Annotated in this window: 11 protein-coding genes; 6 read left to right on the plus strand and 5 right to left on the minus strand. The window is 64.4% G+C overall.

All coding sequences use genetic code 11. The features are described from left to right. Positions 1-462 precede the first annotated feature (462 nt). Positions 463-1,512 (minus strand): MaoC family dehydratase, encoded by a 1,050-nt coding sequence (locus tag V5F68_RS01110; RefSeq protein ID WP_394015973.1) that lies wholly within the window; start codon positions 1,510-1,512, stop codon positions 463-465. 172 nt (positions 1,513-1,684) lie between these two features. Between V5F68_RS01110 and V5F68_RS01115 the strand changes: the two genes are divergently transcribed. The 3 genes from V5F68_RS01115 to V5F68_RS01125 all read left to right on the plus strand — a co-directional run bounded on the left by V5F68_RS01115 (position 1,685) and on the right by V5F68_RS01125 (position 8,477). Next, positions 1,685-2,605, plus strand: a complete 921-nt coding sequence (locus V5F68_RS01115) for a cation diffusion facilitator family transporter (protein WP_394015974.1) — start codon at positions 1,685-1,687, stop codon at positions 2,603-2,605. Between the two features lie 339 nt (positions 2,606-2,944). Continuing rightward, a complete protein-coding gene (locus V5F68_RS01120; RefSeq protein WP_394015975.1) occupies positions 2,945-5,632 on the plus strand; it encodes a S8 family serine peptidase in 2,688 nt (895 codons plus the stop codon). A 91-nt stretch (positions 5,633-5,723) separates the two neighbouring features. Next, positions 5,724-8,477, plus strand: coding sequence for a S8 family peptidase (locus V5F68_RS01125; RefSeq protein WP_394015976.1), 2,754 nt, complete (start codon positions 5,724-5,726; stop codon positions 8,475-8,477). A 69-nt stretch (positions 8,478-8,546) separates the two neighbouring features. Here the strand turns inward: V5F68_RS01125 and V5F68_RS01130 are convergent, their stop codons facing one another. The 3 genes from V5F68_RS01130 to V5F68_RS01140 are packed head-to-tail and all read right to left on the minus strand — an operon-like array spanning position 8,547 to position 10,328. Continuing rightward, entirely contained in the window at positions 8,547-8,750 is a 204-nt protein-coding gene (locus V5F68_RS01130; RefSeq protein WP_394015977.1) for a DUF1737 domain-containing protein, read from the minus strand. A gap of 13 nt (positions 8,751-8,763) precedes the next feature. Further along, positions 8,764-9,444 (minus strand): DJ-1/PfpI family protein, encoded by a 681-nt coding sequence (locus V5F68_RS01135; protein WP_394015978.1) that lies wholly within the window; start codon positions 9,442-9,444, stop codon positions 8,764-8,766. Between the two features lie 5 nt (positions 9,445-9,449). Next, positions 9,450-10,328 (minus strand): HpcH/HpaI aldolase/citrate lyase family protein, encoded by an 879-nt coding sequence (locus V5F68_RS01140; protein ID WP_394015979.1) that lies wholly within the window; start codon positions 10,326-10,328, stop codon positions 9,450-9,452. A 57-nt stretch (positions 10,329-10,385) separates the two neighbouring features. On the opposite strand from V5F68_RS01140, the gene V5F68_RS01145 reads away from it, so the two are divergent. Together V5F68_RS01145 and scpC are read left to right on the plus strand one after the other, a co-directional pair. Continuing rightward, entirely contained in the window at positions 10,386-11,219 is an 834-nt protein-coding gene (locus V5F68_RS01145; protein WP_394015980.1) for a DUF429 domain-containing protein, read from the plus strand. 138 nt (positions 11,220-11,357) lie between these two features. Next, complete coding sequence (gene scpC / locus V5F68_RS01150; RefSeq protein WP_394015981.1) at positions 11,358-12,869, plus strand: succinyl-CoA:acetate CoA-transferase ScpC; 1,512 nt, start codon at positions 11,358-11,360, stop codon at positions 12,867-12,869. A 72-nt stretch (positions 12,870-12,941) separates the two neighbouring features. Here the strand turns inward: scpC and V5F68_RS01155 are convergent, their stop codons facing one another. Further along, entirely contained in the window at positions 12,942-13,976 is a 1,035-nt protein-coding gene (locus V5F68_RS01155) for an aspartate-semialdehyde dehydrogenase (RefSeq protein ID WP_394015982.1), read from the minus strand. A 245-nt stretch (positions 13,977-14,221) separates the two neighbouring features. On the opposite strand from V5F68_RS01155, the gene V5F68_RS01160 reads away from it, so the two are divergent. After that, entirely contained in the window at positions 14,222-14,554 is a 333-nt protein-coding gene (locus V5F68_RS01160; protein ID WP_394015983.1) for a hypothetical protein, read from the plus strand. Positions 14,555-14,601 lie beyond the last annotated feature (47 nt).

A 14,601-nucleotide genomic window follows, 5' to 3' on the forward strand; every position in this document is an offset into this window, starting at 1 on the left:
CCGTAGGGGCTGCCGTTGGGACAGAGATGCTGCCGAACCTTTCGCAAAGCAGCATTTTCGGTCGCCCCCGGTGGCCGAGTGCCGCGTTCGCGGCCCGACGTGGGCGCGGAATTGCCCTAAGGGTAAAGCAAAAATGAAGACAGCTCTGGAGCTTATCCTTCCCATGAGGGAATGTAGGCCCGGTGCGCCGGTTTAGCTGCGCTGCACGCGTGCACGTGGTGCATTGCAACCTGTTCCCTTGAGGGAGCTGAGGCGGGGCAATGCAGGACACAATTGCGCGATGGGCGGCATTGCGCCGCAGGAAATTGGGGGCGGACGAACGAAGCAAGCCGGCGGCGCGCGCCCGCCAGCGCCCGTCTCGCTGGCGGGCGTCTCGCCGACCGGCATTCCCGGGCGGGCTGCGGGAGGCTTCCGATTCCTGTGGCTGGCGCGCGTGGGCCGGCGGGACCGACCGGCGTCGGGCTACCGGGGAATGAGCACCCAATAGTCCAGGTCGAGGATGACGCTCGGGTCGTAATCCTCGCCGTCCTTCAGCGGGAAGTCGGTGCAGGGATAGTCCTTGGTGGCGATGGTGCGCACGCGCAGCGCGCCCACGTCGTCGCGCCCGGAGACTTCCGCCGTGTCGAGAATCTCGCTCCAGGCGAACACGGTCAGGCCCGCGAACAAAGGCGAGACATGGCGCCCGCCGTTGATGGCGGCCACATGGAATGCGTTTGCGAGGCCGTTGAAGGACAGGGCGCGGGCGATCGAGATCACGTGCCCGCCATAGATCAGGCGGCGGCCGAAGCGGCCCTGGCCCTCGGTGAACTGGTTGAAATGCACCTTCGCCGTGTTCTGGTAGAGGCGGGTCGCGATCATGTGCTCGGCCTCCTCCACCGTGGAGCCGTCCACATGGTCGATGCGCTCGCCGATCTCATAGTCGGAGAAGCGGTAGGGTGAGCCGGAAAGGTCGTCGCGCCAGCCTTCCAGATCCAGCGGCGGCACGGCATCGCCCAGCGCGTCGGGGGCGAGAGCGGCGGGCAGCACGGGAATCAGCGTTTCCTGCGCCTGGGCGCGGGGGTCGCGCTTGCGCACCATCACCCAGCGCACATAGTCCAGCACCTCGACGCCGTCCTGGTTGAAGCCGGTGGAGCGCACATAGACCACGCCGCTCTGCCCGTTGGAATTTTCCCGCAGGCCGATCACCTCGGAGACCGCGTGCAGGGTGTCGCCGGGATAGACCGGGGCCAGGAACCGCCCGCCCGCATAGCCGAGGTTCGCCACCGCGTTCAGCGAGATGTCGGGCACGGTCTTTCCGAACACGATGTGGAACACCAGCAAATCGTCCACCGGCGCGCGGGGATAGCCGAGGCCCTGGGCGAAGCTGTCGCCCGATTGCACGGCGAAGCGCGAACCGTAGAGGGCGCTATAGAGGCTGACATCGCCCACCGTCACCGTCCGCGGCGTCGCGTGGCGGATGATCTGGCCGATGGAAAAGTCCTCGAAGAAATTGCCCGAATTGGTCTTGGACATGGAGCCCCCTGCGAACAGCGCCCTATGTTGCCCAGCGCGGGTTTGCAGCGCAACGGTTCCGGCGGTTTTCCAGCGGTGATTTCTGGCTGCGTCCCGTGTCGCGCGGTGTTGGCGCTTGACGCCGCGCGATTGCGCGGTCCTCATGCGCGCAGGCAAGCGAAGGGGGCGTTGCGTGTCGGGATCCAGCAGCCAGAATTTATCGTTCCAGGCCATGATTTTCGTGGCCTGCCTGTTTCCCTTCTACGTGCTCGCCGCGACGATGACCAATTCGGCGGCGGTGCTCACGGACCTGCTGGCTACCTCCTTCGATCTCACCTCGCTCACCGCGTGCTGGCTGGTGCTGCGCATCGCGCACAAGGGCAGCGCGGGGCGCTATGCCTACGGCCTCGGCAAGCTGGAAAACCTCGCCGAGCTGATGATCGCGGTGCTCCAGGTGGTGCTGGTGATCATCGCCAGCTCGCGCGCCATCATGGGCGTGCTGCATCCCGAGCCGGTGAGCGGCGCCGGGCTGGGCCTCGCCGTCACCTTCGTGGCGGTCGTGGGCAACGGCTATCTCAATCGTAAGGCAGTGCGGCAGGCGCGGGAGACCAAGTCTCCGGTGCTGGCGGCCCAGGCGCGCGTGCATCTGGTCTCGGCCTGTTCCAGCGGCTCGGTTTTCATCGTCACGGTGATCACGTCGGCTTTCGACGAAATCGCCTGGGTGGCCTATCTGGACCCGGCGGCGTCATTCGTCGTCATCGCCTTCATGGTCTACAACATCTTCGAGATGCTCACGAACTCCCTTGGTTCGCTGCTCGACCAGGCGATCGGCGAGGCTGGGCAGCTGCGCATCCTGAAGGCGCTCACCGCCCATTTCGACGATTTCGAGGAATTGGGCGACATCCGCACCCGGTCGCACGGCGGCAAGATGATGGTGGAGCTGCATCTCGGCTTCGACCCCACATGGACGGTGGCGCAGGCCCGCGATGCGGTGGCCGAGCTGTCTTCCTCGGTGAAGGCGGAATTCGCCAAGGCGGGCGACGACGTGGATGTCGCCATCGTGCTGCTGCCGCCCACCGCCCGCACCTTCTCCAGCGCTATGGCCCAGGCCTGAGCCTCTCCGGCGCGCCGACTTTCCCGCTCTGGCGCGTCTCCTCCGCTGCCGGCGCTGCGCCGGTGGCGCTCGCCGTTCCCGGCTGCTCGCCCAGGTGTCCACCGGCCAAGTTTCCGGTGGCGCGCGGGTACCCTACGACCTTGAATTGAACCTCAGAACTTCTACACCGTTGCAGGCTTGATCAGTAGACCGAGACTATAGTTGCCCCAGAGAAAGACGTGATTTCAGACGTTGTTCTTTCGTGCAGCAGCGATCCGTTATTGACTTTTGACACCGGATCAGCACAAAAATGCCTCACAATTCTACCTCCCTTTTGGGCGCGGTTGGAGCGAGGCGGGAATGACCAAGACTTACATCCCATCCGATCCCCTGTTTGCGCAGCAATGGCATCTGCTCAACACCGGCCAGGACATCTTCGGTCTACCGCAAGATCCCAATGCCTATCACAACGACATCAACGTCACCGCGGTGTGGCCGGACTACACGGGCGAGGGCGTGGAGGTCGCCGTCCTGGATGGCGGTTTCCAAGCCTCCCATCCCGACCTCGCGCCCAATTATCTGACGGACAAATCCTATAGCTTTCTGACCAATGGCAACGGACAGCCCCAGCACGGCACGGCCACCATGGGTCTCGTCATCGCCGCCGACAACGACATCGGCGGCGTGGGGGTGGCGTTTGGCGCTAAGGGCATCGGCTATACATTCGGCAGTCCGGGGTCGACCTTCATTCGGGCGGTGAACCGTGTTCTCCTGGATGGCGCGGACGTCTTGAGCAACAGCTGGGGGTGGGGAAACATCCTCTCGTCCTCGGCCACCGAGCGTTCCATGTTCGACGGCGCGATGATCAGCCTGGTGCAGATCGGTCGCGAGGGGCTCGGCACCGTCGCCCTGTTTGCCGCGGGCAACGAACGCGCGCGGGGTGTTGATACCAATGGCAGCCTGTCGACCAGCTCGCCTTATGGCATAACGGTCGCTGCGGCGAACGTGGACGGCACGGTCTCCAGCTATTCGACCCCCGGGGCAAGCATCCTGGTCGCAGCCCCAGGCAGCGGCGATTCATCCGGCAGCGCCAAGGAGCTGCCGAGCATCGTCACCACCGATCTTCTGGGAACCGCGGGCTACAACAAGACCGCCAATGGCGATTACACCGACCTCTACGGCACCGCCGGGAGCGTGGGCTTCAACGGAACCTCCGCCGCGACGCCGATTGTGGCCGGTGTGGTCGCGCTGATGCTGCAAGCCAACCCGACGCTGGGCTATCGCGACGTTCAGGAGATCCTCGCCTACAGCGCGCGGACGCCCCAAGGGGTCACCACCTGGAGCACGAATGGCGCCACCGATTGGAATGGCGGTGGCCACCTCTACAGCAACGACCTGGGCTTCGGTGAGGTCAATGCCCTCGCTGCCGTCCGCCTCGCCGAGACGTGGACCAAGCAGAGCACCTACGACAACATGACCACTGCGACAGCGCAGTTTCTGCCCGACGACGACCCGTTCGGTGTCGACCTCACCATCGCGTCGGGCGAGACCAAGAGCTTCAGCGTGTCTTTCTCGGACGTGCTGCGGGTGCAGCATGTGCTGCTCACGATCGAGCTGTACGTTAACTCCAACGATCCCACCACAGGCGTCGATATCTCGCTCATCGGCCCGGGCGGCAGCGGCACGAGCAGCTTGCTGCACGCCTCGGACTCCATCTCGGGAAGTACGAACCATCTGGTGTTCGACACCGTGCACAATTGGGGGCAGATCAGCACGGCCGGCGAATGGACGCTCACCATTTCCAATCTCCGCAGCAGCGACCTGACGATTGATGCCTCGCTGGAGCTGCTCGGCGACAAGCCATCCGCCGGTCAGACCTTCATCTATACCGATGATTACGCGCGGCTGGGCGGGAGCGAGGCCGGGCGCACTATGCTGAGCGCGGAGGGGATCAACGCGATCAATGCCGCGGCCGTCACCTCCAACACCTCGATCGATCTCTCGTCTCATCTGGCGCACATCGCCGGCGTTTACACCACGCTCGACCCCACCAGCCTCTTCGGCACCTTGATCACCGGCGACGGCAACGATTCCCTGGTGGGAGATGCCTCCGACAACCTGTTCATTTCCGGTCGCGGCATCAATTCCATCGTCGGCGGCGGCGGGGTCGATACCCTTCAGCTCCTGAAGGGCATCGCCGATTATTCCCAGGTCCAATGGGGCGATGAGCTCTTACTTACCGGCAGCGCCAGCAACGACGCCGCGCAGGGCATTGCGAAGTTCGTCTTCGCCGACGGCACGCTGACGCTCGGCAACAACGTGCTGGTCAACGACGTCTTCTACGCCACGGCGAACCGCGACGTGCTCGCGTCCGGCATCGATACCGATACCCATTACGATCTCTACGGGTGGAAAGAAGGCCGGGACCCCAACGCCTGGTTCAGCACGGTGAGCTATCTTGCGAACCATGCCGATGTCAGCGCGGCGCACGTCAACCCGCTCACCTATTACAACGATGTCGGCTGGAAGAACGGCGACGACCCCTCCGCCTGGTTCGATACCACCCTCTATCTGAAGCTCAACCCGGACGTGGCGGCGGCCGGCATCGATCCGCTCGCGCACTTCCTGGCGTACGGCGAGGCCGAGGGACGCGAGGTGCGCCCGGTGGTGGATTCGAGCCACCTCATCAACGGCGCGTTCGACCCGACCTTTTATAAGCTCGCCAATCCCGACGTCGCGCTCTCCGGCATGGATGCCTTCGCCCACTGGCTGCAATACGGCATGGCCGAAGGCCGCAATCCCGACGCTTATTTCGATACCAGCTTCTATCTCGCCCATAATCCGGATGTGGCGGCAGCCGGGGTCGATCCGCTGCAGCACTACTTGAACTACGGCTGGAAAGAAGGTCGGGACCCCTCCAGCGCGTTCGATACCGAGGGGTATCTCGCCGCTTATGCGGACGTGAAGGACTCCGGCATGGATCCGCTGGTTCATTACCTCCAGTTCGGTATCGCCGAGGGCCGCCAAGCCACCTGGGATCTCGCCTGACGTCGTCCCGGCGCTCACCCGCGCCGCGAAATTTTGATGAGTTTTTATTGGCTTAGACCTGTCGGTCCACTCTGTGTCGGAGTATAGCAGAATGGCTAAGATCTATATCCCGAACGATCCTTTGTTCGCGCAGCAATGGCATCTGCTTAACACCGGACAGGATATTTACGATCTTCCTCAGGAGCCTGGCGCCTATCGTAACGACATCAACGTCACCGGGGTGTGGCCGGATTATACTGGCAAAGGCATTGTGGTTGGCGTTTACGACAATGGCTTCCAGGGTGACCACCCCGATTACATTGCCAATTATCTTTCGGACAAAGCGTATGATTTCGTTACGGATCGGCCGGGCCAAACCCTGAACGACCATGGCACGTCGACGCTCGGCCTGATCGTTGCCAGCGATAATGACATCGGCGGCGTCGGCGTCGCCTTCGACGCCAAGGCGATCGCCTATACATGGGGCCCTGGCGATGATTTCGCCCGTGCGGTGGCCCGCGCTCTGTTGGACGGCGTTCAAGTCAGCAGCAACAGCTGGGGGCCGAGCTCCGCACCGTTCAGCCTGGATCAAGGCTCGTTAAACAGCTATCGAAACTCCTTCATCAACATGGCCCAGCTTGGCCGTGATGGTCTCGGTATCGTCACCGTTTTCGCCGCGGGCAATTCGCGGGAAGAGCATTACAATTCCACCTTCCTGCCCACCAGCAACTCGCCCTTCGCCATCACGGTGGCGGCGGCCAATGTGGACGGGACCGTTTCCAGCTATTCGACACCGGGGCCCAGCGTGCTCGTGGCGGCTCCGGGCAGCGGAGCCAATGCGAACGGCTCTGTTTCGCAACTGCCGAGCATCGTCACCACCGATATGCTTGGGGAGGCGGGATACAATACGTATCCGGACGGCGATTATACCGATGTTCTCGACCGCACGGTGATCGATCCGGTGACCCAAAAGATCAAGGCGGGAGGTTTCAACGGGACATCCGCCGCGACGCCGATCGTTTCCGGGGTGGTCGCCCTGATCCTCGAGGCCAATGCATCCCTCGGCTATCGCGATGTTCAGGAAATCCTTGCCTACAGCGCCAAGACCCCCGAGGGCGTGGCCAATTGGGCGACAAACGGCGCCACCGATTGGAACGGCGGGGGCCATTATTACAATAATGATCTCGGCTTTGGTCACGTTGACGCTCTCGCGGCCGTGCGCCTCGCCGAGACCTGGCACAAGCAGAGCACCTATTCCAACGCGGTCGGCGAAGGTGTTGTCCTGGCAGCTTCCGGAACCACGGTCCAGGCCGGCAACACCCAGGAATTCACCGCGCGGTTCCAAGATCCCATCCGCGTTCAGCATGTCGTCGTCTCGGTCTCGCTCGAGATGTTCGGAGGAACCCTTTCTCAAGTCGATATGATGCTGATCGGTCCGAACGGCGAGACGAGCAGTGTTTTCCTCGACCCGGACCTCTATAATCCAGTTTACTACAATCCCGTCACGCAGACCGCCACGGTCGGCTTGCCGAGTGCCATCACGTACAGCTTCGACACCGTGCATGATTGGGGCGAGCTGAGCACTTCGGGAGACTGGAAGCTCGTCATCACCAATCGCTCGACCGTCGGCGACCTTGTGATTTCCGCCAGCCTGCAGGTGGTCGGCGACACGGCGCCCGAAAGCCAAACATTTATCTATACCAATGATTATGCGCAGGCGGCCGCGGCCGATGCGTCCCGCGCCGTCGTGGGCGCCAATACGGTTGGCTCTCACACCCTGAATGCGGCGGCCGTCACGTCGGACACGATCATCGATCTCGTGCACCACACGGCCACGATCGCCGGTGTCGCGACCACGATCAGCGACACCATTCAGCTCAACACGCTGATCACGGGCGACGGCAACGACGTTCTGGTGGGCGACGCCTCCGACACTTTGTTCTTGTCGGGTCGCGGCATCAACACGATCACCGGCGGCGGCGGTGTCGATACGCTCCAGCTCCTGAAGGGCATCGCCGATTATACCCAGATGCAGGCCGGCGCGCAGATCGTGCTCGCCGGTGGCGCGAGCCAGGACCACATCACCGGTGTCTCCAAGCTGCTGTTTGCGGAGGGGACGCTCACCCTCGGCACGAATGTGCTGGTCAATGACGTGTTCTACGCCAACGCCAACCGCGATGTGCTTGCCTCAGGCCTGGATACCGATACCCATTACGCCGTCTACGGCTGGCATGAGGGGCGCGACCCCAACGCCTGGTTCAGCACCACCGCCTATCTCGCCAATCATGCGAACGTGGTGGCGGCGGGGAGCAATCCACTCGATTATTACGACCAGGTCGGCTGGAAGAATGGCGACGACCCCTCCGCCTGGTTCGATACGAGCTTGTATCTCAAGCTCAATCCGGACGTGGCGGCGGCGGGCATGGACCCGCTGGCGCATTATCTTTCCTACGGCATGGCTGAAGACCGCCAGATCCGCCCGGTGGTTGATTCGGCGAAGCTGGTCTCGGGCGTGTTCGACCCGACCTTCTACAAGCTCGCGAACGTGGACGTGGCGCAATCCGGCATGGACGCCTATGCCCATTACCTGCAATTCGGCAAGGCCGAGGGGCGCGACCCCGATGCCTATTTCGATACGTCCTTTTATCTCGCGATGAATCCGGACGTGGCGCAGGCGGGTGTCGATCCGCTGCAGCATTATTTGAACTATGGATGGAAGGAGGGGCGCGATCCCTCCAGCCAGTTCGATACGTCGGACTATCTCGCCAACTATAAGGACGTGGCGGAGGCGGGCATCGACCCGCTGGTGCATTATCTGCAATACGGCATCGCCGAGGGCCGTCACGCCACCTGGGACCTCGCCTGAGGAAAGCGAGCTGCATCCCGCGGGCGGGGTGCAGCTCATGGCGGCGCCGTCGGTGTCGGCCGCCGGCGCTTAATGGTCCGACAGCACCACGTCGTCGGACCAGTCGCCCGGCACTTCCTTCACGATCGCTTGGCCGCAGATGACGCGGCCCTTCACCGGGTCGAAGGTCAGCGTCGGCGCGCCGTGCAATTGCCAGCCCTTGTTGAGCGCCGCGCTCACGCGCTTGCAGAAGGAGACGTCGTCGGGGCCGGTGAGATAGCGATAGAGCTTCATGGGAGCATCCGGTTCAGGGCGTGTTGAGCCGCCGGCCCACCTTTTCCGCCACGTCTTCGCGGCGGCGCTGGAACGCGGCGGTGCGGGCGCGGACCTCTTCGACCAGGCGGGGGTCTTCCTCGCGCATGGGCGGGAAGGGCGGCTGGGGATCATATTCAATGGCGAGGCGGATGCGCCGCGCTTCTTCCTCGCCGGCGATTTCCTGGGCGAGCCGCAAGGCGAAATCGAGGCCGGAGGTGACGCCCGCCCCGGTGATGCGGTTGCGGTCGATCACCACCCGCTCGGCCACCGGAATGGCGCCCAGCAGGGCCAATTGGTCCAGCGAAAGCCAATGACAGGTGGCGCGATAGCCGCGCAGCAAACCGGCGGCGGCGAGCACCAGCGAGCCGGTGCACACCGAGGTGATGTAGCGCGCGCCCTTGGCCTGGGCATAGAGGAAGTCGAGCACATCCTCATCCTCCATCAGCGCCAGCTGGCCCGGGCCGCCGGGCACGAACAGCACGTCGCCCGGCGCCGCCTTGGAGAATTTGACCGTGGGCACGATGGAGAGGCCGGCGGCGTCGGCCACCGGCTTGGTCTTCTTCCAGGCGATCTGCACCTTTGCGTCCGGCAGGCGGGCGAACACCTCGAACGGCGCTGTGAGGTCGAGCTGGGTCATGCCGGGATAGGCCAGCATGGTGATGGTGAGGGCCATGGCGCTTAGGCGCGCCCGGCGATGGCGTCGGCGAGCGCCACCGTGCGGCGCGCGATGTCGGCGTGCATGCGCTCCACCATGCGCCCGTCCAGCGTCACCACGCCCTTTCCGGCGTTCTCCGGCAAATCGAACACGCCGATGATCGCACGGGCGCGAGCGATTTCCGCTTCCGGGGGGCTGAAGGCGGTGTTGCAGGGCTCGATCTGGGTGGGGTGGATCAGCGTCTTGCCGTCCATGCCCATCTCGAAGCCCTGCGCGCATTCGGCCAGAAAACCCTCCATGTCCTGGAACTGGTTCCAGACCCCGTCCAGCACGTCGATGCCATAGGCATGGGCGGCGGCGACCGCCATCATCAGCCAGCCGTACATGGGCGCGCGGCCGGGCACGAGCGCGGCGCGGGTCTCCTTGGCGAGATCGTTGGTGCCGAGCACGAACACGTCGAGCCGGGTCAGCGGGTCGCGCGCGGCCTCGGCAATCTCCTTGAGGGCGAAGATGGCGAGCGGGGTCTCGATCATCGCCCACACGCGCGTTTCATCCGGCACGCCGAGCGCCTTCAGGCGCGCACCCACGACCTGGAGCTGCTCGGGGTCCTGCACCTTGGGAAGGAGGATGGCATCGGGCGCGGCAGAGGCGGCGGCGGTGAGATCGTCCGCGCCCCAGGGCGTATCGAGCCCGTTGACGCGGATCACCACCTCGCGATGGCCGAAGCCGCCGGCCTTCACGCTGTCCACCACCCGCGCGCGGGCCTCCGCCTTGGCGTCGGGGGCAACCGCGTCCTCAAGGTCCAGGATCACCGCGTCGGCAGGCAGGGTGCGGGCCTTTTCCAGGGCGCGCGCGTTGGAACCGGGCATGTACAGCACGCTGCGGCGCGGACGGATGCTCATCGTGGCTCTCTCCCCCTCAGGAATTGTGCTCTGCAACCTAGCCGGGGATGCGGGCGCATGCCAACGTCAAAGCTGATCCTCTCCCGGCTCCGGATGACGATGCAGACCCAGCCCCCGCTTTCTCCGCCGCAGCGCTATGCCGGCTTCGACGGTTGCCCCGGCGGCTGGGTGCGCGCGATCTGGGACGGGCAGGACAATCTGGAACTGGCCCGCATCGTCTGGTTGGAGGACAGCTTTTCCGGCGATCCGGCTTTCGCCTGCGCCGCCATCGATATTCCGATCGGCCTGCCGGACTGCGTGGGGGCGGGTGGCCGCGCGCCGGAACGCCTCGTGCGGCCGCTGCTGGGCATGCGACAGTCGAGCGTGTTCTCCGTGCCCTCACGCGCGGCCGTGGCCGCCGGCACGGGGGAGGGGTCTGAGGCCGGGCAAGGGGAGGGCGCGCTCTATGCCGCCGCCTGTGCTGCCGCGCGTGCGACCTCGGAGCCGCCGCGCGCGGTCTCCAAGCAATGTTTCCACATCTTCCCCAAAATCGCCGAAGCCGACCGCCTCCTGCGCGCGCGGCCGGAGTTGCGGGCGCGGCTGGTGGAATGCCACCCGGAAGTGAGCTTCCGGACCATGCGGGGGCACGCGCTCGCCGAGCCGAAGAAGGTGAAGAGTGCACCCCATGCGCCGGGTCTCGCGCTGCGCGTCGGCTTGCTGGAGGCCGCCGGACTGCCGACCGAGACGTTGACCGCCTCCACCGCGCGCATGCTGCGGGTGGGGCTCGACGATCTCATCGACGCGTGCGCCTGCGCCTGGACTGCATGGCGGGTGGCCCATGCGGTCGCGCTCAGTTTTCCCGACCCGCCGGACCATGACGCGTTCGGCCTGAGAATCGCGATCCGCGTCTGAGCGAAGCTCCTCGCGCGGCGCATACCAGCCCTGCGGGCGGTTGAGAAAAGCTGCGACCAACGGGGAATACCGAGGTCGCGGGCCGCGTGCCAATGGTGTTTCTTGCCTTGTCCTCAGGATCAGCAGGAAGCCTCGTTCATGCCGCACGACCGGATCCGCCTCGCCTCGCTCCTCGAAAAGGTGGTCTCCGCGGAGGAAGCCGCGTCCCACATCAAGGATGGGATGATGGTGGGCATGAGCGGCTTCACCCGCGCCGGCGAGGCCAAGGCCGTGCCCATGGCGCTCGCGGAACGAGCCAAGCGCGAGCCGTTCAAGATCACTCTCGTCACCGGCGCCTCGCTGGGCAACGACCTCGACAAGCAATTGGCCGAAGCCCACGTGCTCTCGCGCCGCATTCCGTTCCAGGCCGACCCGGCGCTGCGCAAGGCAATCAATTCCGGCGAGGTGATGTTCGTCGACCAGCACCTTTCCGAGACGGTGGAGCACCTGCGCACCCACCAGCTCGGCCCGATTGATGTCGCAGTGGTGGAGGCGGTGGCGATCACCGCCCAGGGCGGCATCATCCCCACCACCTCAGTGGGCAATTCGGCCACCTTCGCGATCCTCGCGGAAAAAGTGATCATCGAGATCAACCTCTCCCAGCCGATGGAGCTGGAGGGGCTGCACGACATCTATATCCCCACCCGCAGGCCGTTCCGTGAGCCCATTCCCGTGGTGTCGCCGGAAAGCCGGGTCGGCCTGCCCTTCATCGCCATTCCGCCGGAGAAGATCGCCGCCATCGTGGTGACGAAGAAGCTGGATTCCGCCTCCACCGTCCTGCCGCCGGACCTGGAGACCGCCGCGATCGCCGGCCATCTCATGGAATTCCTGAAGCATGAGGTGGCACGCGGGCGCCTCACCAACCGTCTCCAGCCGCTGCAGGCGGGCATCGGCACGATTGCGAACGCGGTGATGCACGGCTTCATCGAGAGCCCGTTCCACGATTTGACCATGTATTCGGAAGTGCTGCAGGATTCCACCTTCGACCTGTTCGACGCCGGCAAGCTGAACTTCGCCTCGGGCTCCTCCATCACTTTGTCCAAGACGAAATATGACGCGGTGATCCCGCAGATCTCCCGCTACAAGCCGCGCCTGATCCTGCGGCCGCAGGAAATCTCCAACCATCCCGAGATCATCCGCCGGCTCGGCATCATCGCCATCAACACGGCGCTGGAGTTCGACATCTACGGCAACATCAATTCCACCCATGTGGGCGGCACGATGATGATGAACGGCATCGGCGGCTCGGGGGATTTTGCGCGCAATGCCTATCTCTCGGTGTTCGTGACGAAATCCATCGCCAAGGCGGGCGCGCTCTCCTCCATCGTGCCGTTCGTGTCCCATGTGGACCATACCGAGCACGACGTGGACGTGGTGGTGACCGACATCGGCCTTGCCGATCTGCGCGAGCTGGCGCCGCGGGAGCGGGCGCGGCTGATCATCGCCAATTGCGTGCACCCGCTCTATCGTGACCAGATCGCCGATTATTTCGAGCGGGCGCTCGTCCGTGGCGGGCATACCCCGCATCTCATCGAGGAGGCGCTCTCCTGGCATGTGCGGGCGCGCGAAACCGGCTCCATGCTGCCGCCGCCGGCCAGCAAGATCGCCTGAGCCCCTCGTCACAAGCGAAAACGGCCCTCCGAAGAGGGCCGTTCGAGCGTTGCGTGTTTTAGAAGCTGAGCCTCACGCCGCCTTGCGGCGCGAGGTGATCAGCTTGCGGTTGATGAGCACTTCCGCGATCTGCACCGCGTTCAGCGCCGCGCCCTTGCGCAGATTGTCCGAGACGCACCAGAAAGCGATGCCATTGTCCACGGTGGGGTCGTCGCGCAGGCGCGAGATATAGGTCGCGTCCTCGCCCGCCGCCTCGTGGGGGGTGGCATAGCCGCCCGGCTCGCGGGTATCGAGCAGCAGGATGCCCGGCGCATTGCGCAGGATCTTGCGCGCCTGCTCGGCATCGAGCGGCTTCTCAAATTCCACGTTCACCGATTCGGAATGGGAGATGAACACCGGCACCCGCACGCAGGTGGCGGTGAGCTTGATCTTGGGATCGAGGATCTTCTTGGTCTCGACCACCATCTTCCATTCTTCCTTCGTGTACCCGTCCTCCATGAACACGTCGATCTGGGGGATCAGGTTGAAGGCGATGCGCTTGGGAAAAATCTTCGGCTCGACCGGATCGGAGACGAAGATCGCCCGGGTCTGGGCGAACAGCTCGTCCATGGCATCCTTGCCGGCGCCGGAGACGGACTGGTAGGTGGAGACCACCACGCGCTTGATCGTCGCGGCATCATGAAGCGGCTTCAGCGCCACCACCAATTGCGCGGTTGAGCAATTGGGATTGGCGATGATGTTCTTCTTCTTGAAGCCGACGATGGCGTCGGCATTCACTTCCGGAACGATCAGCGGCACGTCGGGATCGGTGCGCCATTGCGAGGAATTGTCGATCACGACACAGCCCGCGGCGCCGATCTTCGGCGAGAATTCCTTCGACACGGCTCCGCCGGCCGACATCAGGCAGATGTCGGTGTCGGAGAAGTCGTACGTGGCGAGATCCTTCACTTTCAGGGTTTTGTCGCCGAACGAGACCTCGGTTCCCATGGACCGGCGCGACGCAAGCGCGACCACCTCGTCCGCGGGGAAGCCCCGCTCGTCGAGGATCGAAAGGATCTCCCGGCCCACATTGCCTGTGGCGCCGGCGACGGCGACCTTGTAACCCATGTTCTTCCCTTGAAGTTGCCGGTCTCACATGCCGGAGGGCCGTGATTTAAGCTCTCGCGCGGCTTTGCGCAATGGATGGGGTGCGATGCGGTGCAATGGCGTGCGGCGACGGGGTGTTGCTGGCGGGTCACGCGATCGCGTCCTCAGTAAAGGAACCGACCTCGACCGTGAGGGTTTCCTTGCTTACAATGCGTTCGTGCCGTAACCGGAATCGGAACGGCTCATGTGTCGTGCTGGAGGGTCCTATGCGTTTCGCGCCGCTTCTCACCATCGCCGCTGCGTTGACGTTCGCGTCCGTCGGCATGGCCGAGGCCCAGACCGCCTCAAGCACGACCACGACCACCAGCACCACCACGACCAAGCAGACCAGTGCGAAGGTGTCCAAGCCCCGCACCAAGATCGTCGTTACCAAGCGCTCGCCGCTGGATGCCGGCACGGTGGTGAAGCCCGGTTCCAAGTCCTATCTCGATTATGCGTTGCCGGCGGAATATAATTATCCGACCTATGGCGCAGGCCAGTCGACGATCGTTCCGGGACGCTATCCGCTGCCGGACCGCTTCTATCTTCCGGGCTATTGATCTTCACAGGGGCCTGCGCGCCGCCCGTTCCTTGAGGGCGGGCACAA

This window comes from Roseixanthobacter pseudopolyaromaticivorans (assembly GCF_043195145.2).
Lineage (GTDB): Bacteria > Pseudomonadota > Alphaproteobacteria > Rhizobiales > Xanthobacteraceae > NCEH01.